This window comes from Acidovorax sp. GW821-FHT10E04, assembly GCF_059415185.1.
Genome location: NZ_JBWKMT010000005.1, coordinates 571732 through 595309, shown reverse-complemented (window position 1 = coordinate 595309; position 23578 = coordinate 571732). Strand labels below are relative to the sequence as shown.

Sequence of the window (23578 nt, the reverse complement as noted above, 5' to 3'; positions counted from 1 at the left end):
AAACCCCCCCCCCCCAGATCTATACGCGGGTCTCGTGGGCTCGGAGATGTGTATAAGACCCCCCCCCCACCCCCCCTCCGCCTGCACCCGGCTCCCACGCGCCGGCGGCGCCGGCCCGCCGCCGGGCGCCCCCGCCGCCCCGGCGGGCCAGCGATCGCATCGCGCACCTGCAGGACCTGGCCAGCATCGCCCGCCGCCTGCGCGAGGAGCACGCGCGCGCCGAGGCCGACGAAAAGGCCCGCCGCGAGGCCGCCGCGCGCCTGGAGGCCGAGCGCCACCTCTTCAGCCGCAGCGTAGGCCCCGTCACGCCGCTGCGCAGCCCCAACGTGGCACGCCTGCGCCGCCACAAGCCGCCACCGCTGCCCGTGCAGCACTGGCTGGACGAAGAGCGCGTGCTGGTCGAATCCATCAGCGACGACTTCGACGTGAGCACCCTGCTCGACACCGACGACCAGCTGAGTTTTCGCCGCCCCGGCATCGGCGTGGAAATCACGCGCCGCCTGCGCTCGGGCCACTGGAGCATCCAGCGCCAGCTGGACCTGCACGGCCTGCGCGTGGACGAAGCGCGCGAGGCACTGGGCGAATTCATCCGCCACGCCCACAAGGCCGGCCTGCGCTGCGTGCGCGTGGTGCATGGCAAGGGCCTGGGCTCTCCGGGCAAGAGTCCGGTGCTCAAGAGCCGCGTGCAGCGCTGGCTGGTGCAAAAAAGCGAAGTGCTGGCCTTCGTGCAGGCCCGGCCCATCGACGGCGGCGCGGGCGCGCTGGTGGTGCTGCTGCAGCCCGTGCATCCACGCCAGCGCTAGGCACGCGCAGCGCAGATCGCCCCGCTCTGCCCTGCGCACCTGGAGAGCCGGGCAGCCTGCCGTGTTGCCGACGCCCGCCGCGACGGCCGCTACCACAGCCGCTGCAACGGTTGTGGCGATGCACCCTGCCTCACGCCGTCTTGGTGCGTCCCGCGGGCGCCAGCCCCCGCATCTCCAGCCGCACGCCCAAGCCCTTGAGCTCCTCGCTTTTGCGCAACTGCAAGTGGCCCCCATAGGCCTGCGCGATCTGGCTGGCAATCGCCAGGCCCAGCCCGCTGCCCTGCACGGACTCGTCAAAACGCACACCCCGCTGGCCCGCCGCCTGCAGTTGTGCGGGCGTCATGCCGGGGCCATCGTCTTCGATGTCCAGGCACAGGCTGGCATGTTCTGCGCCACCTTGCACCGACACAGACACCGACAGTGTCAGCCGCACCCGCGAGGCGGCCCACTTGCCCGCGTTGTCCAGCAGGTTGCCCAGCACCTCCTCCAGGTCGGCGCGTTCTCCGCGCCAGTGCAGCGGGCCTTGGGTATCGTCTGCCAGCATCCAGTCCAACCCCTGCGCGGCGTGCAGGCGCTCCATCATGCGCAGCACCTGGGCCACGCAGTCGCGCACGTCCACGGCTTGGCCGGTGCTGCCGGGGTGGGCGTGCAGCGCATCGCTCAAGGTGCGGGCCTGGTAGCGATCCACCAGCTGGGCCATGGCCTCGACCTGGCGCTGCACCTCGCTGCCGGGCACCTGCGGCTGCGCGCTGGCCTGTGCGCTCAGCAGGGCCAGAGGCTTCTTGAGCGCGTGGTTCAGGTCCACCGCATGGGCCCGCGCGCGGGCCACCACGTGCGCGTTGTGCGCCAGCAGGCCTGCCAGCTCGTTCTGCAGGGGCTGCAGGTCGCGCCCCGTGGGGGCGGCCAGGTGCAGCGCCACATCGGGCCCTGCGCCCTGCGGCGCGCGCAGGGCGCCCAGCATGACCTCCAGCCGGCGCAGCGGCGCCAGCCCCACCCGCACCTGCAGCCACGCCAGCCCCCCGGTGAGCAGCATCAGCACCAGCCCGGCCACCACCAGCGTGCGGTCGATCTGCCGCATGCTGCTGTGCAACTGCGCGGCCGGGCCGTAGACCGTCAGCGTGACCTCCACGGGAGGCTGGCCCAGGGTGACCGGCTGGGTCAGCGCCAGCAGGGATTCCTGCAGCGGCCCCATGGCCCGGTGCAGCGTGACAGAGCCGGTGGTGGGCGCAGGCTCGGCCGGCAGGCTGTCCATGTCCCACAGCGAACGTGACCGCAGCACATCGCTGCCCGCCTGCGCGCGCCAGTACCACCCGGCGTAGATGGCGCTGAACTCATCGGCGCCGCCGGTGGACTCCCGCAAGCCGCCCTGGGGCCCCAGGTGCAGCCGCGCGCCCACGCGCTGGGCCTTGTCGCGCAGCACCTGCTCGAAGCTGGCCAGCAGGCTCTGGTGCATCTGCACGCGCAGCCACAGACCCCCGGCGCCCACCAGCAGCAGCATGGGGACCAGCGCCAGCAGCGCAATGCGCGTGGCCATGGGCCACTGGGCCAGCGCCAGCGCCCACGCGGCGCCGCTGTGTGCCCGGGCCGGCGCAGGCGGTGCGGGCGGCCCAGGCGGCGTGGCGGGTTCGATGCGCATCAGCCCGCCACGTCGGACGTCACGAGGCGAAAGCCCTGGCCGCGCTCGGTCACCAGCTGCGGCGCGCCGTTCAACTTGCGGCGGATGCGGCCGATCAGCACGTCCAGCGTGTTGGAGTCCGGGTCGAGGTCACGCGCATACACATGCTCGCTGATGTCGGCGCGCGTGAGCAGCTTGCCCGGGTGGTGCATGAAATACGCCAGGATCTTGTGCTCCTGCGCTGTGAGCTGCAGGCTCTGGCCCTGCAGCGAAAAGCGGCCCTGCACCACGTCGTACTCCAGCGGGCCGGCCGTCAGCACGGCGGCGGCCGACCCGGCCGTGCGGCGCAGCATGGCGCGCAGGCGCAGCACCACCTCGTCCATCAGGAAGGGCTTGGTCAAATAGTCGTCGGCCCCGGCATTGAAGCCCGCCACCTTGTCGCTCCAGCGGTTGCGCGCGGTGAGCACCAGCACCGGCCAGCCGCGGCCCGCGTCGCGCCAGTCGCGCAGCACGCTCAGGCCGTCCTTGAGCGGCAGGCCCAGGTCCAGCACGGCGGCGCTGTAGGCCTCGGCACTGCCGGCAAAGGACGCGGCCTCGCCGTCGTGCTCCACATCCACCGCGAATCCCGCCGCCTCCAGCGCCACGCGCAGTTGCTGCGCCAGCGCCACATCGTCTTCCACCACCAGGATGCGCATCAGTCGTCCACCTTCTGCCGCGTGACTTCCAGGCTCACGGCGTCCACTTCGAGCTCCAGCTTGAAGCCGTTGGGTTGCTGCAGCTCCACGCTGTAATACGGGCGGCGGCGGTGGTCCGTCTCCAGCTCCACCTCCAGCACCAGGCCCGAAAAGCGCGGCCGCAAGGATTCGAGCATCACGGCCATGGACTTGGGAGCCGCGGGCGTGCCCGCCGTTTGCGGCGGGGTCAGCACCTCGCCCGTGTTCACATCCACCAGCAGCTTCATCTCGCCGGCGGGCCGGTCCGAGAACTTGACCTCGTACACCGCCTTGCCTTGCGCGTCGCGCTCGAACTCGGCGTTCACCACGCGCGATCCGTAGCGCTGCTCCAGCTGCTGGATGTAGCGGGCCATCTGCGCCAGGCTCACAGGCTGCGTGGGCCAGTCGCGCTCCTGCGCCACGACACTGCCCGTGGCCGCATCCACCAGCACCTCGTGCTTGGTGCCGCGGGCGTCGATGATCTTGATCTCGTAGCGCAGCTCGCCCTTGCGGCCGTGCTTGGTCTCCACGTCGATGACGCGCCCGCCGTACTGGCGGCTCATGTCCGCAATGATGCTGTTGAGCGGCTTGAGCTGCCCGCTCTGCACGCCACGCCGCGCCACGTCCTGCTCGGCGGCGGGGGCCTGCGCGCAGGCCAGCGCCACCGCGGCGCAGGCCGCAGCCCGCACGATGGTTCGCAAGCTGATATCTGTCATCGCGCGATTATTGCGGAGGCCATTAAACGGACCATGAACGGGCGCTTCACGGTGGGTTTAGGAACGGTTGCGCACACTGCCTCCCAGTTCTTCACAACCACTGCCACACCGAAAGGAAGCACCATGAAAAAGACCGTTCTGACCCTGGCCTTCGCAGCAGCCGCCGCGGCCTCCGCCCTGCCCTCCATGGCCTGGGCCATGGGCGCCCAGGAGGCCGTCAACGTGATGGCCAAGAACCACTACGTGGCGCCGCACGACCTGCAAAAGCAATACGGCTACTGGACCGCCGAAGCCGTCTCCAACGACGGGGTGCGCGCCACCGTGCTGGTCAACGATGCCAACGGCAGCTTCACCGCCGTGCGCAAGGGCGACATCGGCACCGCCCTGCCCAGCGTGGAACGGGTGGCGCAGCAGGTGCGCGCCGCCGGCTACAGCTTCGTGTACGGCGTGGAGCTGGACGACGGCTTCTGGCAGGCCAAGGCCCGCCAGTCCGTGACCAACCGCGAGAAGGTCGAGTTCGTGCTGCACCCCGTGACGCTGGAGGTGCTGAGCCAGGTGGGCCGCAGCGGCGGCACCGTGAACGGCCAGCCCGTGCTCAGCGCCGACCAGGTCGTGACAGCCCTGCAGCAGGCCGGCTACACCCGCGTGCGCGGTGTCGAATACGACGATGGCTACTGGGAAGCCGAGGCGACCAACACAGCCAACCTTGCGGTGGAGCTGCGGGTGGACGCCTTGACCGGGGCGGTGCTGCGCGAACAGCTGGACGATTGAGCGGCCGGCGGCTGCCCTGCGCCAGGGTGCTGAAGCAACCCACAAAAAAAGACACCGGGCCCCGGCATGCCCAGGCAGCCGGTCCAGGTGTCTTTTCAGGGCCGTTGGCGGCGGGCACGCCGAGCGTGCCGCGCACCGGCTTTACTTGGACAAATCGACCGCGTACTTCGACGTGCCCTTGCCCGAGCCGTCGTCCGCTGCCAGCAGCGACACATTGGCCAGGCCTGCCGCCTGCGCCACGGCGAGCGCATTGCCGCCCGAGCTGAACACCACCGGCCCCGCCACGCTGGCCTTGGCAAAGCGCCAGCTCTTGGCCGCGCCGTTGGCACTGCGCGTCACCGCCGGGTTCTTGCGGATGTAGTCGATCACCACGTCCCGGTTGGCGTCGGGCGAGGCCCAGATGGTGCCCGAGCCATCGAGCTTGTCGATGAAGCTCTTGCCGCTGGTGGCGCGGTAGTTGTTGGTGGCGATCACGAATTCCTGCGCCACGTCGATGGGCTTGCCCAGGTAGGTCAGGTTCCTGATGCGGCTGCCCACGGGCTTCGTCACGTCGATCTCGTACTGCACATCGGCCGTGGTGAACATGTCGAAGTTGTAGCCCGGGAAGGTGCTGATGAGCTGCTGCTCGCCGGTCTTGGCGGGGTCGATCTGGTTGAAGCGCTTGGCAGCCGCCTCCAGCCAGTTCTTGATGTCGCCACCGTTGACCTTCACCGCATACACCGTGTTGGGATACAGGTACAGGTCGGCCGCGTTGTTGATGGCCAGCGGGCCCACGGCCACGTCGGTGTAGTCGGCACCGCCCTGGAAGCCGCTCTTGAACGGCGCGCTCACCGACAGCACCGGCAGCTGCGCATACTCCGGCAGGCTGGCCTTGATGTAAGCGGCCACATAGGCCTGCTGCGCCTGGTTCACGATCTGGATCGCGCCCGGGTCGCCCACGTCGGCGAACAGCGTGCTCATGCGGAAGTCGGTCTGGCCGATGGGCGTCTTCACGTACTGGATGGCGGCCTGGTGCTGCGTCTCGACGAGCGGCGCCACGCTGGCATCTGCGTCCACCGTCACCGTGGCGCCCGCGGCGTTCTTGGACTGGATGTTGCGCAGCTCGGACTTGCTGGCCGACTTGTTGACCACCCACTTGGCCCCGTCCCACTGCAGCGCCAGCTGCACCACGCCCAGGGCCTTGCCCCAGGAGCTGGCCATCACGGCCGGCACGCCGTTCACCGTACCCGCCTTGTGGTCCACGCCGGCCATGTTGAAGCCCGGCGTGGCGGCGGTGTCGGGGAACACGCCATGCTGGTGGCCCATCACCATCGCGTCGATGCCGGCCACCTTGGAAAGGTACAGGCCCGGGTTCTCCATGGTGGGCGAATACGCCGCGCTGTCCATGCCGCCGTGCAGCAGCGCGATCACGATGTCGGCGCCCTTGGCGCGCAGCTCGGGCACGTACTTCGTCGCGGCCTCGACCGCGCCTTGCGTGGTGACCTTGCCTTCGAGGTAGCGCTTGTCCCAGTTCATGATGCCCGGCGTGGTGAAACCGATCACGCCCACCTTGATGGGCAGCTTCACCTCCTTGCCGTCCGCGCCCTTGGCCACCAGCGTGCGTTCGAGCACCGTGTACGGCTGCACCAGCGGCTTCTGGGTCTTGTTGCTGATCACGTTGGCCAGCACCATCGGAAAGCCCGCGCCCGCGCACTTCCTGGCGGCATCCACACCGTCCACCTCCAGCCCGCCGCCCAGCACCTGGTTCAGGAACGGCAGGCCGTAGTTGAACTCGTGGTTGCCCAGCGTGCCGGCGTCAAAGCCCAAAGCGCCCATGGCCTTGTACATGGACAGCTGCTGCGTGCACGGGATGGGGCTGATGGTGGCTTCATAGTCGGCCAGCGCCGTGCCCTGGATGGTGTCGCCGTTGTCCACCAGCAGGGTGTTGGCAAACTCCTTGCGCGCCGCGCGCACCAGCGTGGCGGTGCGCTCGAAGCCGTAGCTCTTGTCCTCGGCCAGCTTGAAGTAGTCGTAGCTGCGCACGTTGAAGTGCAGGTCGGTGGTCTCCAGCACGGCCAGCGTGGCCATGGCGCCCGCGTTGTTGTTGCTGCCGCCGCCATCGCCGCCGCCGCAGGCGGAGAGGGACGCGGCCAGGGCCAGCACGCTCAGCGTGGCGGTGCGGCGCGAATAGCAAGAAAACGGAAAGGAATCGGATTGGCTGCGAATGCGTTCAGACATGAACAAGGCCCAGGATGAAACAAAGGACCGAGTGTCTGGCGGGGGTTTGACAACGGTATGACGGCACGCGGCCGCCGCGCGTCCCACGGGGGTGTCAGCGCGGGGGGCGCCGTCGGCTCAGCAGGCCTTCCACCATCAGCAGCAGCAGCGCTGCGCGCAACTCGTCGTGGGTGTCGGTCACGGTGGTATGGGGGCCTCGCAGCACCCAGATGGCGCGGCCGCTGAAGTTGTAGTCGCTTCCCTGCAGGTGGCGCGCCAGAAGTTCGACCTGCTCGAAATCATCTGCCGAGACCGTGTGCGCGACGGTGATGGTGCTGCCCATGGGAACCCTCACATAACTTGCCTGTCAGCCCGCGCGTTCGTGCGCAACCCTGCCTGGTCCGTGGCCCCTGGTCGTGCGAGGACGCCAGCGCGCACAGGCCGGACCGCCCACGCTCTTGCACCGCGCTCTTGCACCACGCGCCGCAATGCGCCGCTGTGGCGGGGCTGCCGGTGCTTGCGGCGAGGAGGCCCAGCCCAGTGGTCTTCTGTGCAGCCCCAGCGTGCGCCGTTGGGCGCGCGCTGTATGTAGTCGTTTGCCGACAAAGCCTTACGACCTCCTGCGCCGCAGCACCCGGCACAAGGGAAGGAGCCGCAGGGTTCGCGTCAGGCGATGCGGCGTACGTCGCCGTTGTGCGGTGAAGCGCTCTCATGGAACAGGTCTTCGAGAAACTGGGCCAGTTCGTGCTCTTCCACGAAGTCGGGGACCACGAAGCCCGCAGGGGTGCGCTTGCCGTCGCCGCCCACGCGGTAGACCTGCCACAGCGGACCCTCACGCCGCACTTCAACGATGCGGCCAAAGACATTGAAACGGGGATGGGCGGAGGGTGGTGTGTTTTCCATGGACTGCCTCGTGCCGGGTCTCGCGCCTATTCTCCGGCGATCTGCGGGTAGCCGTCGCAGATCACCACCCACGCGGCCTTGGAGGCCACGTGGATGTGCCTTTGCGGCGGCGCGTCAAAAGGGGTGTCGAGCGTGCCCAGGGGCACGGCCACGCTGTCCGCATGCACGCCTTCGCTGTGCCAGAGCAACGGCGAGCCGCAGGCCGAGCAGAACTGCCGCGTGACCCGCGGCGACGAGCGGTAGGCGCGCAGCAGCGCCTGCCCCTGCACGAAGCGGTGGTGCTCGCGGTGCACCGAGCCGTAGCTGGCGAACGCCGCGCCATGTGCCTTGCGGCACATCGAGCAGTGGCAGTGCGATGCGCTGCGCAGCGGCGCCGTGGTTTCGTAGCGCACGCCGCCGCACAGGCAGCTGCCCCGGTGGTGCACGACGGATTCGGTCATGGCCTGGGTTCTCCTTCGACGGGGTGCCTGGGTGGAGCACGCGGCCGGGTCAGGCGCGCGGCGGCGCCGGCGTGGCCACGGAGGCGATCAGGTCCACCTCCACCGTCGCATTCTTGGGCAGTTGCAGCACCCCCACCGAGGTGCGGGTGTGGGCGCCCGCCTCGCCCAGCACGGCGAACAGGATTTCAGAGGCGCCGTCGGCCACCTCGCTTTGCTGCGTGAACCCGGGCGCCGACTGCACATACACGGTGATGCGCAGCACCGACTGCACGGCGTCCAGAGAGCCCAGCGCACGCTGCAGCAAGGCCAGGGCGCGCAGGGCGCACACCTTGGCCCCTGCCTGCGCCTGGGCCAGGGTGGCGCCGGCGCCGGCCGCCCCCGTGGCCACCACGGTATCGCCCACGCGGGGGATCTGCCCGCTCAGGTAGACGTGGTGGCCGTCGCGCACCAGGGGCACGTAGTTGCCCCCGATCTTGATCTCGCCGTCAAAGCTGTAGCCGAGGGCCTGGGCTTGTTCCTGAAAACGGGCGTCACGGGACATGAAAAAAACCTCGCCGGGTGAAATGCCTCCACTATGCCACCCGGCAGGCAGCCCCTGGCGTTGCCAGGCCAGCGGGCGCGCCGCCCTCCGGGGGAAGGCGGCACAGGGGCTTCACATATGCCGCGCGAACGGGTCCACCAGCGAGGCGATCGTCACGCCGGCCGGCTGGCCCACGCCCTGCGGGCGCCCTGCCGGCTCGGGGGCTGCGGTGACCGGTGCCACCTTCAGCGGCGACATGCGCCGGCCGTAGACGCGCTGCACGCGCTCTTGCAGCGTGGGGTGGGAATCGAGCCAGTGCTCCATCCTGCCGCCGCCTTCCACGTCCACCAGCAGCATGTGCTGCACCGAAGGATGGTTCAGGCCGCTGTGGCTGTGCTGTTCATAGCCGCGCGGGGTATCCCGGCGCTGGGCCATGACCTTGCGCAGCACGCCGCCCAGGCCGTCCTTGCTGCGCGTCCATTGCACGGCGCGCGCGTCGGCCAGGTACTCGCGCTGGCGCGACACGGCCGCCTTGAGCATGCGGCCGGTGATCCAGCCCGCGAAGCCCGCCAGCATGATGGCCGAGCCGAACCACCACGCCAGCCCCCGCCGCTCGCGCAGCGTGTCGCCGAAGTTGTAGACCAGCTCCAGTCCGAACACCATGCCCGCCAGCTGCATCTTCATGCGCGTGTCGCCTTCGTGCAGGTGCGAGAGCTCGTGGGCGACCATGCCCTGCATCTCCTCGCGGTTCAGGTAGTCGAGCGCGCCCTGCGTCACGGCGATCACGGCGTCGCTCTCGTCCCAGCCGGCGGCAAACGCGTTGATCGCATCGGTGCGCGGCATCACCATGATTTCGGGGCGCGGCATGTGGGCCGCGATGCAGAGTTCATCCACGATGTTGGACAGGCGCTGCTCGGCATGCGAGAGCGAAGGCCGCAACTCGCGCGCGCCCACGCGCCGGGCCAGCTTGACACCGCCCGCGCGCAGGTTGGAGGTCTCGACCCACCAGCCGCCCAGCACCAGCAGGAGCGAAACGCCCACGTTAGCCGCCAGAAAACCCTGCGGAAACGGCAACCGCCCCGGCAGCATGGCCGCCATCAGCAGCCAGGCCAGGGCCAGGGCCGCATGCACGGCGGCGATCAGCACCGCCACCGCCAGCGCAAAGCCCAGCAGCAGGCGGCGCGTCTCGCTGCGCGCGTTGTCTTGGTGATCCCAGAATTTCATGGCGAGGGCATCGATTAGCGGTACCAGATACCTATTTACCGCGAATCCTCCAATTCCACACCCAAAACGCAAACCACCAGAACATTCCGCTAAACAGAACGTGCCCAGCGATCGCACCAAAAAATCCGCCGGGATCTTCACTCAGGTGGTAGACGCGCCCGTTCCCGTATTTGGAGAACTGCTGCACCGCGCCTTCAATGACGTCGTGCGCGACCACCAGTGAGCTCATCGCGGCAAGGGCGGCAAGTATCGCGATGCAGATCCAGTACCCCAACTTTTCGCCCAAAGATAGGGGCGCACTATGTGGCATCGTTGGTTCCGAACCTGACCTTAGGAGCGGCACGCTCTTCTTCGCTGCGCGTGGATTCGAGCATGGGCACGGTGGGAAAGCCCAGCAGGCGCGCCACGACCAGTTCAGGAAACTGCGCCGCCGCGTCGTTGAATTCCAGCGCCTGGTCGTTGTACGCCTGGCGCGCGAAGCCCAGGCGGTTTTCGGTGCTGGTCAACTCTTCGGACAGCGACTGCATGGTGGCGTCGGCCTTGAGTTCGGGATACGCCTCAGCCACTACCATCAGGCGTCCCAGGCTGCTGCCCAGCATGCCCTCGGCGGCTGCGAGCGCGCCCATGGCGTTGGCGCTGCCAGGCTCTGCCCGCACAGCGGCGGCAGCGCCCTGCGCCTGGCCGCGCGCCTGGATGACGGCTTCGAGCGTGGCGGCCTCGTGGCTGAGGTAGCCCTTGGCGACTTCGACCAGGTTGGGCACCAGGTCATGGCGGCGCTTGAGCTGCACGTCGATCTGGCCGAACGCATTGGCGATGCGGTTGCGCAGCTGCACCAGCCGGTTGTACACAGTGACGGCCCACACCGCCAGCACGGCGACCAGGCCCAGAACGATCCAAGCAGTAGCTGACATGTCCCACCCTCCTTGTTGTGAATTGAATGAATGGATGCTGGGCGCATCTTAGTGGCGCGCCTGGCCCAAAGGCTTCATACATTTCAGCGGGTAGGGATTTAAGCATCAAAACAGCCTGCAACGCTTTACCCCCAAACGCTAGCAGCTATCAAAAACAGAGCAATCGATGCTATGAGCGCACACCGGGCCCATCCACAGGCTGCGAGGGACACGGCCCAGCCGCTCAAGGGTTGCCACCCCACCCCACAGCCTGCAAAGACAGCAGCCCCGCCAGTGCACCCGTAGATCTGGCTTTGCCAGTCCACCGGGTGCGTCCCCCTTGAGGGGGAGGCGGCGTAGCCGCTCAGGGGGTGCCCCGATTCCTCATCCAGTCGGCCGTGCCCATGAAGCTCTCCTTCAGGCGCGCGCGCAGCGCCTCGGGCACGCCCGTCTCGCCCATGGCCTGGTCCATGCAGGCCACCCACTGGTCGCGCTCCTGGATGCCGATGGAAAACGGCATGTGCCGCATGCGCAGTCGCGGGTGGCCGAAGCGGCTTTGGTAGTGGTCAGGTCCACCCAGCCAGCCGCACAAGAACCAGAAGAGTTTTTGCCGCGCCTGCACGAGGTCGCTGCCGTGGGCTGCACGCAGTTCGGCGTAACCGGGCTCCAGATCCATCAGGTCGTAGAAGCGTTCGGTGAGGGCGTGCACGCGGTCTTCGCCACCGATCCAGTCGAAGGGGGTGGTTGCGGTGGCGGTTTCTGCGCCGGCGCCGGTGTCTTTGGGAACGTCGGAATTCATATAAAAAACTGGCCCCAGCGCTTTCCTATAAAGCGCTGGAAGCTATCAAATGAGTAGCAATCGACACGCAGCCTATTCCGCCGAACGGCGCAGCGTGTCCACCACGGGGCGCACCAGCACCTCGCGCAGGCCCCACCAGCCCGCGGCCAGCGCCAGCACCGCACCCGCCACGGCGCCCGCCAGGGGCACCCAGGGCGCGGCCGTCCAGGTGAAGTCGAACACGAAGCGCGCCAGCGCCCAGCCCACGCCCACGGCCACGGCGCTGGCCAGGAAGCCCGCGAGCAGGCCCACGCCCACCAGCTCGGCGCGCTGCACCTGCCGCAGCAGGCTGGCGCGCGCGCCCACGGCGCGCATGATGGCGTACTCGCGGGCGCGCTCCTCGCGCGTGGCGGTGACGGCCGCGAACAGCACCACCAGCCCGGCGGCCAGCGTGAAGGCAAACAGGAATTCCACCGCGCGGATCACCTGGTCCAGCACGCGCTGCACCTGGGTGATGGTGGCGCCCATGTCCACGTTGGTGATGTTGGGAAACTGGCGCACCAGGGCGTTGTCGAAGCCGTTGGTCTCGGGGGCGCGGTACGCCGCCAGGTAGGTGACCGGCACGTCCTTGACGCTGGCCACGGGGTACATCACGAAGAAGTTGGCCCGCATCGACCCCCAGTCCACCTTGCGCAGGCTGGTGATGCGCGCCTCGTTCTGCACGCCGCCCATGTCGAACAGCAGCCGGTCGCCCATCTGCAGGCCCAGGGTCTCGGCAATGCCCTCCTCGACGCTGATGGCACCTTCCTCGCCCTGGCGCCACTGGCCGGCCACGATCTGGTTGTGGGGGGGTGGTTCGGTGGCGTTGGAAAGGTTGAACTCCCGGTCGACGAGGCGCTTGGCGCGGTCGTCGGTATAGCTGTCGGGGCCCACGGGCTTGCCGTTCACGGCCAGCAGGCGGCCACGGATCATGGGATACCAGTCGTACCGGGCCACGCCGCCGTCCTTGAGGGCCTGCTGGAACGCATCGGACTGGTCGGGCATCACGTTGATGACGAAGCGGTTGGGCGCATCGGGGGGCGTGGCCTTGCGCCAGCTGTCCACCAGGTCGGTGCGCAGCAGCACCAGCAGCACCAGCGCCAGCAGGCCCACGGCCAGGCTGCTCACCTGCACCACGGCGTAGGCGGGGCGCGCGGAGATCTGCCGCGTGGCCAGCACCAGCCAGCGCGGGGCGGTGGCCTCGTTCACGCTCTTGCGCAGCAGCTTCACCGCCACCCACGACAGCCCCGCAAACAGGGCCACCGCGCCGGCAAAGCCGCCCACGGCAATCAGCCCCAGCTTGATGTCGCTGCTGACCGTCAGCAGCAAGGCCGCGAAACCGGCGATGCCGATGCCCAGCACCGCCAGCGACGCGGGCTTGAGCCCGCCCACGTCGCGCCGGATCACGCGCAGGGGCGGCACCTGGGCCAGCTGCAGCACGGGCGGCAGGCCGAAGGCGAACAGCAGCGTGAGCCCCATGCCCAGGCCAAATGCCACGGGCCACAGGCTGGGCGGCGGCAGGGCTGACTCGACCAGCCCCGCGAGCAGCAGCACGAAGGCGTAGTGCACCAGATAGCCCAGCGCCACGCCCAGCGAACTGGCGAACAGGCCCACGAGAGCGAATTCGGCCGTGTAGGCGCCCGCGATGGTGCGCTGGCTCTGCCCCAGCACCCGCAGCATGGCCGAGGCATCCAGGTGCTCTGCCGCGAAACCGCGCGCGGCCAGCGCCACGGCCACGGCCGACAGCAGCGCCGCGAGCAGCGCCACGAGGCTCAGGAACTTTTGCGCCCGGTCCAGCGTCTGGCGCATCTCGGGGCGGCCGCTTTCGAGGGATTCCACCCGCACCCCGTGCACCTCGGGCTTCTTGGCCTCCGCCACGGCCCATTCGCTGAAGGCCTTGACCGCGGGGCCCGGCCCGATGACGGCGAAGCGGTAGGTGAGGCGGCTGGCCGGCTGCACCAGGCCGGTGGCGGGCAGGTCGGCATCGTTCACCATCACGCGCGGGGCAAAGCTCATGAAGCCCGCGCCCCGGTCGGGCTCGATCACGATGATGCGCGCGATGCGCAGCTGCGCATCGCCCAGCAACAGCATGTCGCCCATGGCCAGGTTCAGCGATTCGAGCAGGGGAGCATCCACCCACGCCTCGCCCCGGGCAGGGATGTCGCGGGTGGGCTGGTCGAGCGCCCCCGGCGCGTCAGCCACCTTGAGGCTGCCGCGCAGCGGGTAGCCCGGCGGCACGCTCTTGAGGGCCACCAGCTTGCTGGCACCGCCCTGCGCATCGCTGGCCCGGCCCATGGTGGGAAAGCCCACCGTGGTGACCGCCTGCAAGCCCAGGGCCGCGGCCCGCTCGACGAACGCCGCTGGCGTGGGGTTGTCGCTGGCCACCACGGCATCGCCGCCCAGCAGCTGCAGCGCATCGCGCTGCAGGCCGCCCTGAAGGCGGTCGGCGAAAAACCCCACGGACGTGAGCGCCGCCACCGCCAGCGTGACCGCCACGATGAGCAGGCGCAGTTCGCCCGCGCGCAGGTCGCGGGCCAGGGTGCGCCAGCCAAGGCGCAGAAAAGACAGGTTCATGGCACGGAACCTTAGCGCAAACGGAGCGCTCTGGCGCTGTTCAGGGCTTTGCGTCGCCGGCCGCCGGCGCCGCGCCACCGGGGGCACCCGCGTCCAGGCGCGCTTGCAGCGCCTCCAGCACGGGCTGGATCTGTGTGCCCACGTGGATCTGGGGGTTGGAGAATCCGTCGGTCTTGCCGGCCTCCACCTCGCGCTGCGCGATCAGCGGCACGGCCTTGGCAAAGGCCTCGGTGAATGAATGGGTCTGGCGCAGTTGCTCGTTGAACACCGCGCGGCCGAAGAACGTGAGCTCGGACCGCGTGCCGCAGCCATACGATGTGTGGGTGGCGTCGGCGGCCGTCATGATGAGCGTGCCATCGGTGGCCAGGGGCCCGATCCAGCCGCCGGAGTAGCAGGCCGACACCGCGATCACGCGGTGGCGGATGCCGGCTTCGTCCAGCGCGGCGCGCAGCATTTCCGGCGTGACGGGCTGCACCTGCAGCGGTCCGTGCGATGCCGCCAGCTCGTGGTTGCGCGCGCCGTGCGAGGTCATGTAGATCACCAGCAGGTCATGGTCGCGGTCCATGCGCGCACCCAGGGCCGAAATGGCGCGCTGCAGGTTCTGCGGCGTCGCCCAGACGTGGGTGTCGGCGGTCTCGGCATGGTTGAGCAGGTGGATCACGCGGCCGTGCGCGTCGAACCGTTCCTGCAGCAGCGTGCTGACCATGGTGCTTTCGCGCCGGAACACGTTCTCTTCGGCATAGGGAGCGAACACGAGGCCGTAGACATCCACCACCCCGTCCCGCTGGGCCGCCAGCGCTTGCACCTGGCGCTCCCACAGCGCCTGCTGCGCCTCGAACACCGGCTGCGACAAGGTCAGCTGCGCGGGTTCGGGGCCCTCCTCGGCGGCCTGCGCCGCCGCCAGGGCCGCACCGTCCAGCTCCCAGGGCTGGTCCTGGAACTGCCACATGCCCACCCCGATGACCGCCGCCATCGACACCGCGAACACTGCGGTGCGCAGGCGCGAGCGGATGAAGCGCGCGCTCACCACGACCAGCGCCGCCAGAACCCACGCCGTCAGCACGCCGTAGGCAGTCCAGAAAACGATTCCGGCCGTGTTCCCGACCCACAGCGCGGGCCGGTGGACGGTGGCACCCAGCAGGGCATACAGCACGAGCAGGGGCACCAGCGGAGCCCACGCCGACAACACATACCAGGCGGCGAGCCCGCCCGTTGGCGCGCCCTCCGGGGCCGGCGCGCCGGCCGCAAGGCGCTGCGCGGGTGCCATGGCCCACCAGGCCAGCCACAGAAGCGCCAGGCCGCTCCACATCGGCGCGAGCCAGCCCCGCAGGCTGAACTGGGCGGGCCCTGCCACCTGGAACCGCGCCGCCCCCACCAGCAGCGCGCCACCGAGCAGCACCAGAACGATCAATTGCCACGGGGTGGGAACCGCGGCCCCCGTGCGGGGCGGCAGGAACAGCGTGGCCCGCAGGCCCTCGCGGACCCAGGCTCCCAGGGGCAGGCGAAGAGGGGCAGGCGCCCCGGCCGAGGCCGCCGCCGGCGCAGTGGCGGGCGCACCGGGGGGCAGCCCCTCATCCAGCGGGATTTCGATCTTGGCGGGTTCGGGGGCCCACTGGCTCGGTTGGGTATCGGCCCAGGCGCCCTTGGCGTTCAGGTCTTGCATGCGCGCATCATGCCACCGCGGGATGACGGCCCGGGGGCCGGGGAACATGCGCAGGGGAACCGGGGCGGACCGCCGCGAGATACCCCCGAAAGTGCCTCTCAGGCCGCGCTGGCGGACGCCGCCGGCGCCATGGCAGGCACCCGCGCCAGTTCAGGCTGCAGCACCAGCCGGTGCACCCCGCTGTAGCAGACGAAGCGGCGGTTGGTGGCGCGCCCGATGGCGCACAGGCCCAGCTGCTGGGCCACGGCATGGCCCATCTGCGTCATGCCGCTGCGCGACACCACGATGGGCACGCCCATCTGGGCCGACTTGATGACCATCTCGCTCGTGAGGCGGCCTGTGGTGTAGAAGACCTTGTCCGAGCCCGACATCGGCACATGCCCCCCCGCGGAGGGCCCGCCACCGGTGCGGGCCGGCGCCTCGGGGTTCATCCACATCCAGCCCGCGATGGTATCGATGGCATTGTGGCGCCCCACGTCTTCCACGAAAGTGAGCAGTTCCTCCCCCTGGAACAGCGCGCAGCCATGCACGGAGCCCGCGGACTTGTACGTGGTCTCCTTGATGCGGATGGCGTTCACGATGCCATACAGCTGGGCCTGGGTGAGGCGCGCCTCGGGCAGCGCGATCCGGTCCACCTCATCCATCAGCCCGCCAAACACGCTGCCCTGCCCGCAGCCGGTGGTCACCACCTTGCTGGCCGTCCGCTCCTCGATGCGCGCGATGCCGTGGCGCGTGCGCACGGCGGCGGCGTGGACCTCCCAGTCGACGGTGACGGATTCGATGTCGAAGACGGACTCCACCAACCGCTGGTTGCGCAGGTAGCCCAGCACCAGGAGCTCAGGCTGAGCGCCCAGCGTCATCAGCGTGACCAGCTCGCGCTTGTCCACATACACGGTGAGCGGCCGCTCGGCGGGAATGGACACCTGCTCCCGTTCACCCAGTTCATTGACCACCTCGACCCCATGGATGAGCGGTGCCTGGGCCTGCGTGAGGCGCGGCAATGGCGGGGTGGCGAGGTCCGTGGCGGTGCGGGAAGTCATGGCCGGACTATACGCAGGCTCCGTGCGCGCCGCAGCCCGGGGCCGCAATGCCTCATGGTGTCCTGCCCGGGGCAGGGGCGCGGAGCCCCCTGGGAAGAGGCTGAGCGCCAGCCGCCGGGCCCGCCTTCAGGACTTGGGGGCCGATGCCGCCGCCGCGGGCGTCGACGTGCTGGGCGGGCTGCTCGCCGTGCCAGGCGGCGAATGGGCGCCAGAGGCCTCCAGGGGCTTGGCCTCCGGCGGCGTGTACGCGAACGGTCCGGGGTCGGTGCATGCGGCGGCACTGGTGGCCGTGGCGGGCTTGGCGGCTGGGCTGGTCTTGCGATAGTGGGCCGCCACGCGGTCCTGGGCCAGGCACAGCTTGTAGTTGTCCACCTTGCCCGCCCAGGCCGTCTTGGCGGCGGCTTCGGCGGCCTTGGCCGCGGCCTCGGGCGATGGCGCGGGAAGCTTGGCCACCGCCAGCATGCAGGAACTGGCCGCGCACACGGCCAGGAGCGAGGAACGGAAAAGATGCGTCATGGTGCGGTACCTCATACCTGTGCGGGTTGGCCTGCCGATGGCGCTGCGGCAGCATCGCCCCCCGGGGTGCTGGCACTGCGCTGGCGGGGAATCTTGCCCGCCTGGACGTCGTCATACCAGAGCTCATGGTGCTCCCGGGCCCAGGCCTCGCTCACGTAGCCCGTCTTCATGGCCTTGTAGGCGCCGCGCATGCCCACCGTGCCCATGTAGATGTGTCCGCAGATCAGCGCCATCATCCAGATGGCCAGCGAGGCATGGACCATGTGGGCGATCTGCATGTCGCCGCGCACGTCGCCAAAGCCGGGGATGAGCTTGTCGAGCACCAGGCCCGTGGCCACCACAAGGATGCCAGGGATGGTGATGCCCCACCAGAACAGGCCCTTCTCGCCCGCGTTAAAGCGGTGGGAGGGAACCTGGTGGTCACCGCCCAGCATGCCGCCACCCTTGGACAGCCACACGAAGTCCGCGCGGTTGGCAATGTTGTCCTTGACGAAGGTGAGGATGATCACGAGCAGCGACACGGCGAACAACGGGCCCATGAAGTTGTGCACATTCTTGAGCGCATAGGTGATCCATCCGAACAGCGAGGCACCCAGGACGGGCAGGAGGAAGAACTTGCCAAAGGCCATCACGATGCCGGAGAGGGCCAGCGTGCAGAAGGCGAACGCATTGGACCAGTGCGCCGCCCGTTCGAAGGGCGTGAAACGCTCGATGCGGCGGGTGCCGGCGCCCTCGGGATGGTCATGCCCCAGCGGGCCCTTGACGAAGTAGAAGATGCCCAGCGCCAGCAGCACGATGGCGAACAGCGCCGCGCCATAGGGAATGATCCAGTGGTTGCGCACCTGCCGCCAGGCCTCACCCGCATTGGTGAAACGCGAGCCGGGATACTGCACGAAGGGCTGGATCAGGTTGCCCGCCTCGGGCGCCTGCGTTTTGGGCAGGCTGCTGTAGCCCGTCACGCCCTGCCCCACCTGGCGCCACATGGGCGCATTGTTGCCAGGCTGCACCTTGGCACGCTCGCCGTTGGTCTGCCCGGCGTACTTGGGGTCCGCGCTGGCATCCGGCTTGACCTCGAAAATGTTCTGGCCCTGGATGCCGCCGGGTGCTTGCGGCGCCACCGCTGCGGCCGTGGCCGGCGCTGCGGCCGTGCCCGCATCGGGCGCCGCTGGCGCCTGGGCACCCGCGGGCCCCCAGGCCACACCCGCCGCCACGACCAAGGCACACACGATGTGTTTCATGGTGAACCTCGCTTCACTTGGTGCGGGTGTATTCGTTCTGGCCGTACTGCTGGCGCGCCTTGAGCTGCGCTTCCCAGCCGGCCTTGTCCCCGGCCTTCCAGCCAGGCTGGGTGAAGTTGCTGCCCGTGCCGGCATATGGCGGCGCGTCGCTGCGGATGCCCGCGCCCGTCTGGGGTTTTTCGCCGCAACCGGCGAGGGCCGCGACAGCCCCTGCCGCTGCAAGAACAACAAGAAGGGGAAGCCGCTTCATGACTTGCCCCCCGCAGGCTGGCCGGCCTGCTGCGAACCGTAGGCCGTGCCCCAGCCCCACACTTCGGCGCCCTTGCCGCGCTGCACCACGCGGTTGCGGAAGATGTCGGCCACCACATCGCCGTCGCCGGCCAGCAGGGCCTTGGTGGAGCACATCTCCGCGCAGGCCGGGAGCTTGCCCTCGGCCAGGCGGTTGCGGCCGTACTTGTCGAATTCGGCCTGGCTGCCGTGGTCCTCGGGCCCCCCGGCGCAGAAGGTGCACTTGTCCATCTTGCCGCGCACGCCGAAGGTGCCCTGCGACGGGAACTGCGGCGCACCGAACGGGCAGGCGTAGCTGCAGTAGCCGCAGCCGATGCACACATCCTTGTCGTGCAGCACCACGCCTTCTTCGGTGCGGTAGAAGCAGTTGACGGGGCACACGGCCATGCAGGGTGCGTCGCTGCAGTGCATGCAGGCTACCGAGATGGACTTCTCGCCGGGCACTCCGTCGTTGAGCGTGACCACGCGGCGGCGGTTCACGCCCCACGGCACCTCGTGCTCGTTCTTGCAGGCGGTCACGCAGCCGTTGCATTCGATGCAGCGCTCTGCGTCACAGATGAATTTCATTCGTGCCATTGCTGTCTCCAATCAGCGATTCAGGTTTTGCCGCCGGGCCGCCCCAAGGCAAAACGCGGCCCCCTCGGGGGGCAGCGCAGTACACAAAGTGACAAGCGTGGGGGCCATGTCTTCAGGCGCGTTCCACGTTGCAGATCGTGGTCTTGGTTTCCTGCATCATGGTCACGCTGTCGTAGCCATAGGTGGTGGCCGTGTTCACGGCCTCGCCGCGCACCACGGGCGCCGCGCCCTTGGGGTAGTACGCCAGCATGTCGGCGCCCTGCCAGCGGCCCGAGAAGTGAAACGGCATCCATACCGTGTCGGGCGCCACGCGCTCGGTGACGAGCGCCTGCACATTGAGCCGCGCACCCGTGGGGGAACTGAGCCACACGCGCTCGCCGTTGCGGATGCCGCGATCCGCCGCCGTCTTGGGGTTGATCTCGACGAACGATTCCTGCTGCAGCTCCGCCAGCCAGGGATTGGAGCGGGTTTCCTCGCCGCCGCCTTCGTATTCCACGAGTCGGCCCGAGCTCAGGATGAGCGGGAATTTCTCGTGCACCTTGTCGGCCACGTTCTTGTCCTGAAGGCTCTTGTAGAGCGTGGGCATGCGCCAGAACGCCTTCTTGTCGTCATGGGTGGGGTATTTGGCGACAAGGTCCGGGCGGGTGCCGTACAGCGGCTCGCGGTGCTGCGGAATGGCGTCGGGGAAGTTCCACACCACCGCGCGCGCCTTGGCATTGCCAAAGGGATGGCAGCCATGCTTCATCGCCACGCGGATGATCGCGCCCGTCGGGTCGGTCTTCCAGTTCTTGCCCTCGGCCTTGGTTTTCTCGGCGTCGGTGAGGTCGTCCCACCAGCCCAGCTTCTTGAGCAGCACATGGTCGAACTCGGGGTAGCCCGTGGTGATCTCGCTGCCCAGCGAGTGCGAGCCGTCCTCGGCCAGCAGGTTCTGGCCGTCCTTTTCCACACCGAAGTTGGCGCGGAAGTTGCCGCCGCCATCCATCACGTGCTTGGAGGTGTCGTACAGGTTGGCCGAGCCGGGGTGCTTGAGCTCGGGCGTGCCGTAGCAGGGCCAGGGCAGGCCGAAATAGTCGCCCGTGAAGTCGTAGCCGGTGTCCTTGTCCTTGCCTCCCTTGGCCTTCAGGGTCTTCACGTCGAACACGTGCATGTTCTTCATGTGCGCCTTCAGGCGCTCGGGGCTCTGGCCGGTGTAGCCAATGGTCCACACGCTCTTGTTGATCTCGCGCAGGATGTCCTCGGGCACGGGCTCGTCCATGCCCTTGACCTTCTGCATCTTGTAGTTCTTGGAGAGCTCGGTGGCAAAGCCCAGCTTCTCGGCGAACTGGTGCATGATCATGTGGTCGGAGCGGCTCTCCCACAGCGGATCGATCACTTTCTCGCGCCACTGCAGCGAACGGTTCGAGGCCGTGCAGGAGCCGCTGGTCTCGAACTGCGTGGCCGCGGGCAGAAGGTACACGGCGCGGTTGGGGTTGAGGTCCTCGGCCTTGCCGGGCATCGCGGCCATGGCCGCCGTGGCCGAGGGGTACGGATCCACCACCACCAGCAGGTCCAGCTTGTCCATGGCCCGCTTCATCTCGAGGCCCCGCGTCTGCGAGTTGGGCGCGTGGCCCCAGAAGAACACGCCGCGCAGGTTGGAGTCCTGGTCGATGAGCTCGTTGTTCTCCAGCACGCCATCGATCCAGCGCGACACCGTGATGCCGCTCTTGGTCATCATCGCGGGCGAGGCGTACTGCTTCTTGATCCATTCGAAATCCACGCCCCACACCGCCGCGAAGTGCTTCCAGGAGCCTTCGGCCAGGCCGTAGTAGCCGGGCAGCGAATCGGGGTTGGGGCCCACGTCGGTCGCGCCCTGCACGTTGTCATGGCCCCGGAAGATGTTGGTGCCACCGCCGGTCTTGCCCACATTGCCCAGTGCCAGCTGCAGGATGCACGATGCGCGCACCATCGCATTGCCGATGGAGTGCTGCGTCTGGCCCATGCACCAGACGATGGTGCCCGGGTTGTTCTCGTGCAGCATGGTGGCGACCTTGAGCATCTGCGCCTCGCCCACGCCGCAGGCATCCTGCACCTTGTCGGGCGTCCACTTGGCCAGCACGTCCTCGCGCACCTTGTCCATGCCGTAGACACGGTCGTTGATGTACTTCTTGTCTTCCCAGCCGTTCTTGAAGATGTGGTACAGCAGGCCGAACAGGAAGGGGATGTCGGTGCCCGAACGGATGCGCACGTATTCGTCGGCCTTGGCGGCCGTGCGGGTGAAACGCGGGTCCACCACGATCATCTTGCAGCCGGTTTCCTTGGCGTGCAGCATGTGCAGCATGCTCACCGGGTGGGCCTCGGCCGCGTTGGATCCGATGTACAGGGCGACCTTGCTGTTCTGCATGTCGTTGTACGAATTGGTCATGGCGCCGTAGCCCCATGTGTTGGCCACGCCGGCCACCGTGGTCGAGTGGCAGATGCGCGCCTGGTGGTCGCAGTTGTTGGTGCCCCAGAAGCTCACGAACTTGCGCAGCAGGTAGGCCTGCTCGTTGTTGTGCTTGGACGAGCCCACGAAGTACACGCTGTCAGGGCCGCTGGCCTTGCGCAGCTCCTGCATCTTGGCGGTGATCTCGTTGAGCGCCGTGTCCCAGCTGATGCGCTCGTACTTGCCGTTCACCAGCTTCATGGGGTAGCGCAGGCGGTACTCGCCGTGGCCGTGCTCGCGCAGCGCGGCACCCTTGGCACAGTGCGCGCCCAGGTTGATGGGCGAATCGAACACCGGCTCCTGGCGCACCCACACGCCGTTCTCGACCACCGCATCGACCGCGCAGCCCACCGAGCAGTGGGTGCACACGGTGCGGCGCACTTCGATCTTGCTGTCGCCCAGGCCCACCTTGGCGCCTTCGGCGGCACTGGACTTTTTGACCAGGGTCAGCTGCGACGCGGCAATGCCGACGCCGACGCCCAGGCCCGAGCGGCGCAGGAACGAGCGCCGGTCCATGGTGGGCAGGGCCTGCGACAAACCGCGGCGCAGGCTGTGGACAAAGGGAGATGCCGGGGCTGCGCCGGGCGCGGCGTGCGGCGATTTCTTGGTGAGCAACATGGGGCGCCCCGCGTCAGAGTTGGGTGGTCTTGTAGTACTGCTTCACATGGGCGGACAGGTGGTACCCGCCGCCCTTCTCCGGCGCCACGCGGGGGGGCGCGGACACTGCCGCATCGGAAGACGGCGCCACCTGGGGAAGGGCCATCACGGCGGCCGCTGCGGCGCCGACGGTGGCGGCGCCGGCAAAGAAGCTGCGGCGCGAGGATGGGGGTTGGCTGTTCTGCATGCTTGTCTCCAGAATGGCTGGCAGCTATGAAAGGCTGTTCATACAGTCTATGTCACTGAGTGCAACACTGCAATTGAGGCAAATACCTCCCACCAAGTTACTCACCTTTTATAGCGGCCCGGCCAGACGCCGCGAGCGCGCCCCGCTCAATCGAGCATGTCGAAGCCCTGCGCCTCCACGGCCACGAAAGCCCGCGTGAATGCGGCCAGCGCCGCATACAGGCGGGCCTGGGGGTGGGCCGCCAGCGCATCGCACAGCGCCCCGGTCCAGGGCTGCAGGTGCGTTGCAAAAAAGTCGCGCTGGGACGCCAGGTTGCACACGGCCACTTCGTCACCGGCAATCAGGTAGCGCATCACCTCGCACAGGTAGGCGATGTGGTCTTCGGTCTCGGGCATGGCCGCCTCATCACGCGCCAAACCCAGGCGGGCCAGGTCGGTGCGCAGGCGGGCCAGGGGCTTTTCGTTCAGGAAGCCGCTCAGGTAGTGCGATGCGTACAGGTAGACCTCGGGCTTGCCCACGCCGCCGAACAGGCGGTCGAACTCCAGCGCCACGGCCGCATCGTCCAGCGCGCGCGCCGCGCCCACCAGTTGCTGCCAGGGCTCCTGCAGAAAGCCGCCCGCGGTGGGCGCCTCGGTCACGGCCACGCGCAGGGCGGACAGCAGTTCGGGGCCGGGCGCCGCGTAGTACAGCTGCGACAGCAGGCCATACAGCTCGGCGCGCGCGGTTTCTTCGTCCAGCGCCGAGCTGCCGGGGGTGGTCATTGAAGGTTG

The 23578-nt window shown here is 68.8% G+C and carries 24 protein-coding genes; 2 read left to right on the top strand and 22 right to left on the bottom strand.

Going from position 1 to position 23578, the window contains the following annotated elements:
* Positions 1 to 158 precede the first annotated feature (158 nt).
* Positions 159 to 803, top strand: a complete 645-nt coding sequence (locus tag AC07OC_RS19000; RefSeq protein ID WP_218296299.1) for a Smr/MutS family protein — start codon at positions 159 to 161, stop codon at positions 801 to 803.
* Positions 804 to 933: 130 nt separating this feature from the next.
* Here AC07OC_RS19000 and AC07OC_RS18995 read toward each other — a convergent pair whose 3' ends face one another.
* Genes AC07OC_RS18995 through AC07OC_RS18985 form a run of 3 tightly spaced genes read right to left on the bottom strand, consistent with a single transcriptional unit; the run spans position 934 to position 3847 of the window.
* Entirely contained in the window at positions 934 to 2439 is a 1506-nt protein-coding gene (locus tag AC07OC_RS18995; protein ID WP_255591020.1) for a sensor histidine kinase, read from the bottom strand.
* On the bottom strand, positions 2439 to 3113 hold the full coding sequence (locus AC07OC_RS18990; RefSeq protein ID WP_218339513.1) for a response regulator transcription factor: 675 nt from the start codon (positions 3111 to 3113) through the stop codon (positions 2439 to 2441). Before AC07OC_RS18990 ends, AC07OC_RS18995 begins: the two co-directional genes overlap by 1 nt.
* Positions 3113 to 3847, bottom strand: a complete 735-nt coding sequence (locus AC07OC_RS18985) for a PepSY domain-containing protein (protein ID WP_218339514.1) — start codon at positions 3845 to 3847, stop codon at positions 3113 to 3115. Before AC07OC_RS18985 ends, AC07OC_RS18990 begins: the two co-directional genes overlap by 1 nt.
* 123 nt (positions 3848 to 3970) lie before the next feature.
* Between AC07OC_RS18985 and AC07OC_RS18980 the strand changes: the two genes are divergently transcribed.
* Positions 3971 to 4618: a PepSY domain-containing protein gene (locus AC07OC_RS18980; RefSeq protein WP_218339515.1), complete on the top strand. Its 648-nt coding sequence runs from the start codon at positions 3971 to 3973 to the stop codon at positions 4616 to 4618.
* 141 nt (positions 4619 to 4759) lie between these two features.
* Here the strand turns inward: AC07OC_RS18980 and AC07OC_RS18975 are convergent, their stop codons facing one another.
* The 19 genes from AC07OC_RS18975 to AC07OC_RS18885 form a co-directional block, all read right to left on the bottom strand.
* Positions 4760 to 6835, bottom strand: coding sequence for a bifunctional 2',3'-cyclic-nucleotide 2'-phosphodiesterase/3'-nucleotidase (locus AC07OC_RS18975; RefSeq protein ID WP_494601926.1), 2076 nt, complete (start codon positions 6833 to 6835; stop codon positions 4760 to 4762).
* A gap of 94 nt (positions 6836 to 6929) precedes the next feature.
* A complete protein-coding gene (locus tag AC07OC_RS18970; RefSeq protein WP_218295847.1) occupies positions 6930 to 7157 on the bottom strand; it encodes a hypothetical protein in 228 nt (75 codons plus the stop codon).
* A 323-nt stretch (positions 7158 to 7480) separates the two neighbouring features.
* Positions 7481 to 7717, bottom strand: coding sequence for a DUF7661 family protein (locus AC07OC_RS18965; RefSeq protein ID WP_218339517.1), 237 nt, complete (start codon positions 7715 to 7717; stop codon positions 7481 to 7483).
* Between the two features lie 26 nt (positions 7718 to 7743).
* Positions 7744 to 8157 carry a GFA family protein gene (locus AC07OC_RS18960; RefSeq protein WP_218339518.1) on the bottom strand — a complete coding sequence of 138 codons (414 nt, stop codon included), beginning with the start codon at positions 8155 to 8157 and terminating at the stop codon, positions 7744 to 7746.
* Between the two features lie 49 nt (positions 8158 to 8206).
* Positions 8207 to 8698: a RidA family protein gene (locus tag AC07OC_RS18955; RefSeq protein WP_218295850.1), complete on the bottom strand. Its 492-nt coding sequence runs from the start codon at positions 8696 to 8698 to the stop codon at positions 8207 to 8209.
* 111 nt (positions 8699 to 8809) lie between these two features.
* Positions 8810 to 9901, bottom strand: coding sequence for a M48 family metalloprotease (locus AC07OC_RS18950; RefSeq protein ID WP_218339519.1), 1092 nt, complete (start codon positions 9899 to 9901; stop codon positions 8810 to 8812).
* 31 nt (positions 9902 to 9932) lie between these two features.
* On the bottom strand, positions 9933 to 10175 hold the full coding sequence (locus tag AC07OC_RS18945; RefSeq protein WP_218366898.1) for a hypothetical protein: 243 nt from the start codon (positions 10173 to 10175) through the stop codon (positions 9933 to 9935).
* A 25-nt stretch (positions 10176 to 10200) separates the two neighbouring features.
* Entirely contained in the window at positions 10201 to 10812 is a 612-nt protein-coding gene (locus AC07OC_RS18940) for a LemA family protein (protein WP_218339521.1), read from the bottom strand.
* Between the two features lie 343 nt (positions 10813 to 11155).
* Entirely contained in the window at positions 11156 to 11590 is a 435-nt protein-coding gene (locus tag AC07OC_RS18935) for a group II truncated hemoglobin (protein ID WP_494601922.1), read from the bottom strand.
* A 72-nt stretch (positions 11591 to 11662) separates the two neighbouring features.
* A complete protein-coding gene (locus AC07OC_RS18930; protein ID WP_218295854.1) occupies positions 11663 to 14182 on the bottom strand; it encodes an ABC transporter permease in 2520 nt (839 codons plus the stop codon).
* A 40-nt stretch (positions 14183 to 14222) separates the two neighbouring features.
* A complete protein-coding gene (locus AC07OC_RS18925) occupies positions 14223 to 15845 on the bottom strand; it encodes a C13 family peptidase (RefSeq protein ID WP_218339523.1) in 1623 nt (540 codons plus the stop codon).
* A 98-nt stretch (positions 15846 to 15943) separates the two neighbouring features.
* Positions 15944 to 16885 (bottom strand): formate dehydrogenase accessory sulfurtransferase FdhD, encoded by a 942-nt coding sequence (locus AC07OC_RS18920; RefSeq protein ID WP_494601920.1) that lies wholly within the window; start codon positions 16883 to 16885, stop codon positions 15944 to 15946.
* Between the two features lie 126 nt (positions 16886 to 17011).
* Positions 17012 to 17401: a hypothetical protein gene (locus AC07OC_RS18915; protein ID WP_492807086.1), complete on the bottom strand. Its 390-nt coding sequence runs from the start codon at positions 17399 to 17401 to the stop codon at positions 17012 to 17014.
* 11 nt (positions 17402 to 17412) lie between these two features.
* Positions 17413 to 18639: a formate dehydrogenase subunit gamma gene (locus tag AC07OC_RS18910; protein ID WP_218295858.1), complete on the bottom strand. Its 1227-nt coding sequence runs from the start codon at positions 18637 to 18639 to the stop codon at positions 17413 to 17415.
* A 13-nt stretch (positions 18640 to 18652) separates the two neighbouring features.
* Positions 18653 to 18889 (bottom strand): hypothetical protein, encoded by a 237-nt coding sequence (locus AC07OC_RS18905; protein ID WP_218295859.1) that lies wholly within the window; start codon positions 18887 to 18889, stop codon positions 18653 to 18655.
* Complete coding sequence (gene fdh3B / locus AC07OC_RS18900) at positions 18886 to 19503, bottom strand: formate dehydrogenase FDH3 subunit beta (RefSeq protein ID WP_218295860.1); 618 nt, start codon at positions 19501 to 19503, stop codon at positions 18886 to 18888. Before fdh3B ends, AC07OC_RS18905 begins: the two co-directional genes overlap by 4 nt.
* Positions 19504 to 19615: 112 nt before the next feature.
* Positions 19616 to 22582 carry a formate dehydrogenase subunit alpha gene (locus tag AC07OC_RS18895; protein ID WP_492253748.1) on the bottom strand — a complete coding sequence of 989 codons (2967 nt, stop codon included), beginning with the start codon at positions 22580 to 22582 and terminating at the stop codon, positions 19616 to 19618.
* Between the two features lie 13 nt (positions 22583 to 22595).
* On the bottom strand, positions 22596 to 22808 hold the full coding sequence (locus tag AC07OC_RS18890) for a formate dehydrogenase (RefSeq protein ID WP_218295862.1): 213 nt from the start codon (positions 22806 to 22808) through the stop codon (positions 22596 to 22598).
* A gap of 146 nt (positions 22809 to 22954) precedes the next feature.
* Complete coding sequence (locus AC07OC_RS18885; RefSeq protein WP_218339526.1) at positions 22955 to 23569, bottom strand: TorD/DmsD family molecular chaperone; 615 nt, start codon at positions 23567 to 23569, stop codon at positions 22955 to 22957.
* Between the last annotated feature and the right edge of the window lie 9 nt (positions 23570 to 23578).

Coding starts and splice junctions, on each gene's coding strand:
- AC07OC_RS18995 (WP_255591020.1), bottom strand. CDS start 2,439: ATGCGCATCGAACCCGCCACGCCGCCTGGGCCGCCCGCACCGCCTGCG.
- AC07OC_RS18990 (WP_218339513.1), bottom strand. CDS start 3,113: ATGCGCATCCTGGTGGTGGAAGACGATGTGGCGCTGGCGCAGCAACTG.
- AC07OC_RS18985 (WP_218339514.1), bottom strand. CDS start 3,847: ATGACAGATATCAGCTTGCGAACCATCGTGCGGGCTGCGGCCTGCGCC.
- AC07OC_RS18980 (WP_218339515.1), top strand. CDS start 3,971: ATGAAAAAGACCGTTCTGACCCTGGCCTTCGCAGCAGCCGCCGCGGCC.
- AC07OC_RS18975 (WP_494601926.1), bottom strand. CDS start 6,835: ATGTCTGAACGCATTCGCAGCCAATCCGATTCCTTTCCGTTTTCTTGC.
- AC07OC_RS18970 (WP_218295847.1), bottom strand. CDS start 7,157: ATGGGCAGCACCATCACCGTCGCGCACACGGTCTCGGCAGATGATTTC.
- AC07OC_RS18965 (WP_218339517.1), bottom strand. CDS start 7,717: ATGGAAAACACACCACCCTCCGCCCATCCCCGTTTCAATGTCTTTGGC.
- AC07OC_RS18960 (WP_218339518.1), bottom strand. CDS start 8,157: ATGACCGAATCCGTCGTGCACCACCGGGGCAGCTGCCTGTGCGGCGGC.
- AC07OC_RS18955 (WP_218295850.1), bottom strand. CDS start 8,698: ATGTCCCGTGACGCCCGTTTTCAGGAACAAGCCCAGGCCCTCGGCTAC.
- AC07OC_RS18950 (WP_218339519.1), bottom strand. CDS start 9,901: ATGAAATTCTGGGATCACCAAGACAACGCGCGCAGCGAGACGCGCCGC.
- AC07OC_RS18940 (WP_218339521.1), bottom strand. CDS start 10,812: ATGTCAGCTACTGCTTGGATCGTTCTGGGCCTGGTCGCCGTGCTGGCG.
- AC07OC_RS18935 (WP_494601922.1), bottom strand. CDS start 11,590: ATGAATTCCGACGTTCCCAAAGACACCGGCGCCGGCGCAGAAACCGCC.
- AC07OC_RS18930 (WP_218295854.1), bottom strand. CDS start 14,182: ATGAACCTGTCTTTTCTGCGCCTTGGCTGGCGCACCCTGGCCCGCGAC.
- AC07OC_RS18925 (WP_218339523.1), bottom strand. CDS start 15,845: ATGCAAGACCTGAACGCCAAGGGCGCCTGGGCCGATACCCAACCGAGC.
- AC07OC_RS18920 (WP_494601920.1), bottom strand. CDS start 16,885: ATGACTTCCCGCACCGCCACGGACCTCGCCACCCCGCCATTGCCGCGC.
- AC07OC_RS18915 (WP_492807086.1), bottom strand. CDS start 17,401: ATGACGCATCTTTTCCGTTCCTCGCTCCTGGCCGTGTGCGCGGCCAGT.
- AC07OC_RS18910 (WP_218295858.1), bottom strand. CDS start 18,639: ATGAAACACATCGTGTGTGCCTTGGTCGTGGCGGCGGGTGTGGCCTGG.
- AC07OC_RS18905 (WP_218295859.1), bottom strand. CDS start 18,889: ATGAAGCGGCTTCCCCTTCTTGTTGTTCTTGCAGCGGCAGGGGCTGTC.
- fdh3B (WP_218295860.1), bottom strand. CDS start 19,503: ATGGCACGAATGAAATTCATCTGTGACGCAGAGCGCTGCATCGAATGC.
- AC07OC_RS18895 (WP_492253748.1), bottom strand. CDS start 22,582: ATGTTGCTCACCAAGAAATCGCCGCACGCCGCGCCCGGCGCAGCCCCG.
- AC07OC_RS18890 (WP_218295862.1), bottom strand. CDS start 22,808: ATGCAGAACAGCCAACCCCCATCCTCGCGCCGCAGCTTCTTTGCCGGC.
- AC07OC_RS18885 (WP_218339526.1), bottom strand. CDS start 23,569: ATGACCACCCCCGGCAGCTCGGCGCTGGACGAAGAAACCGCGCGCGCC.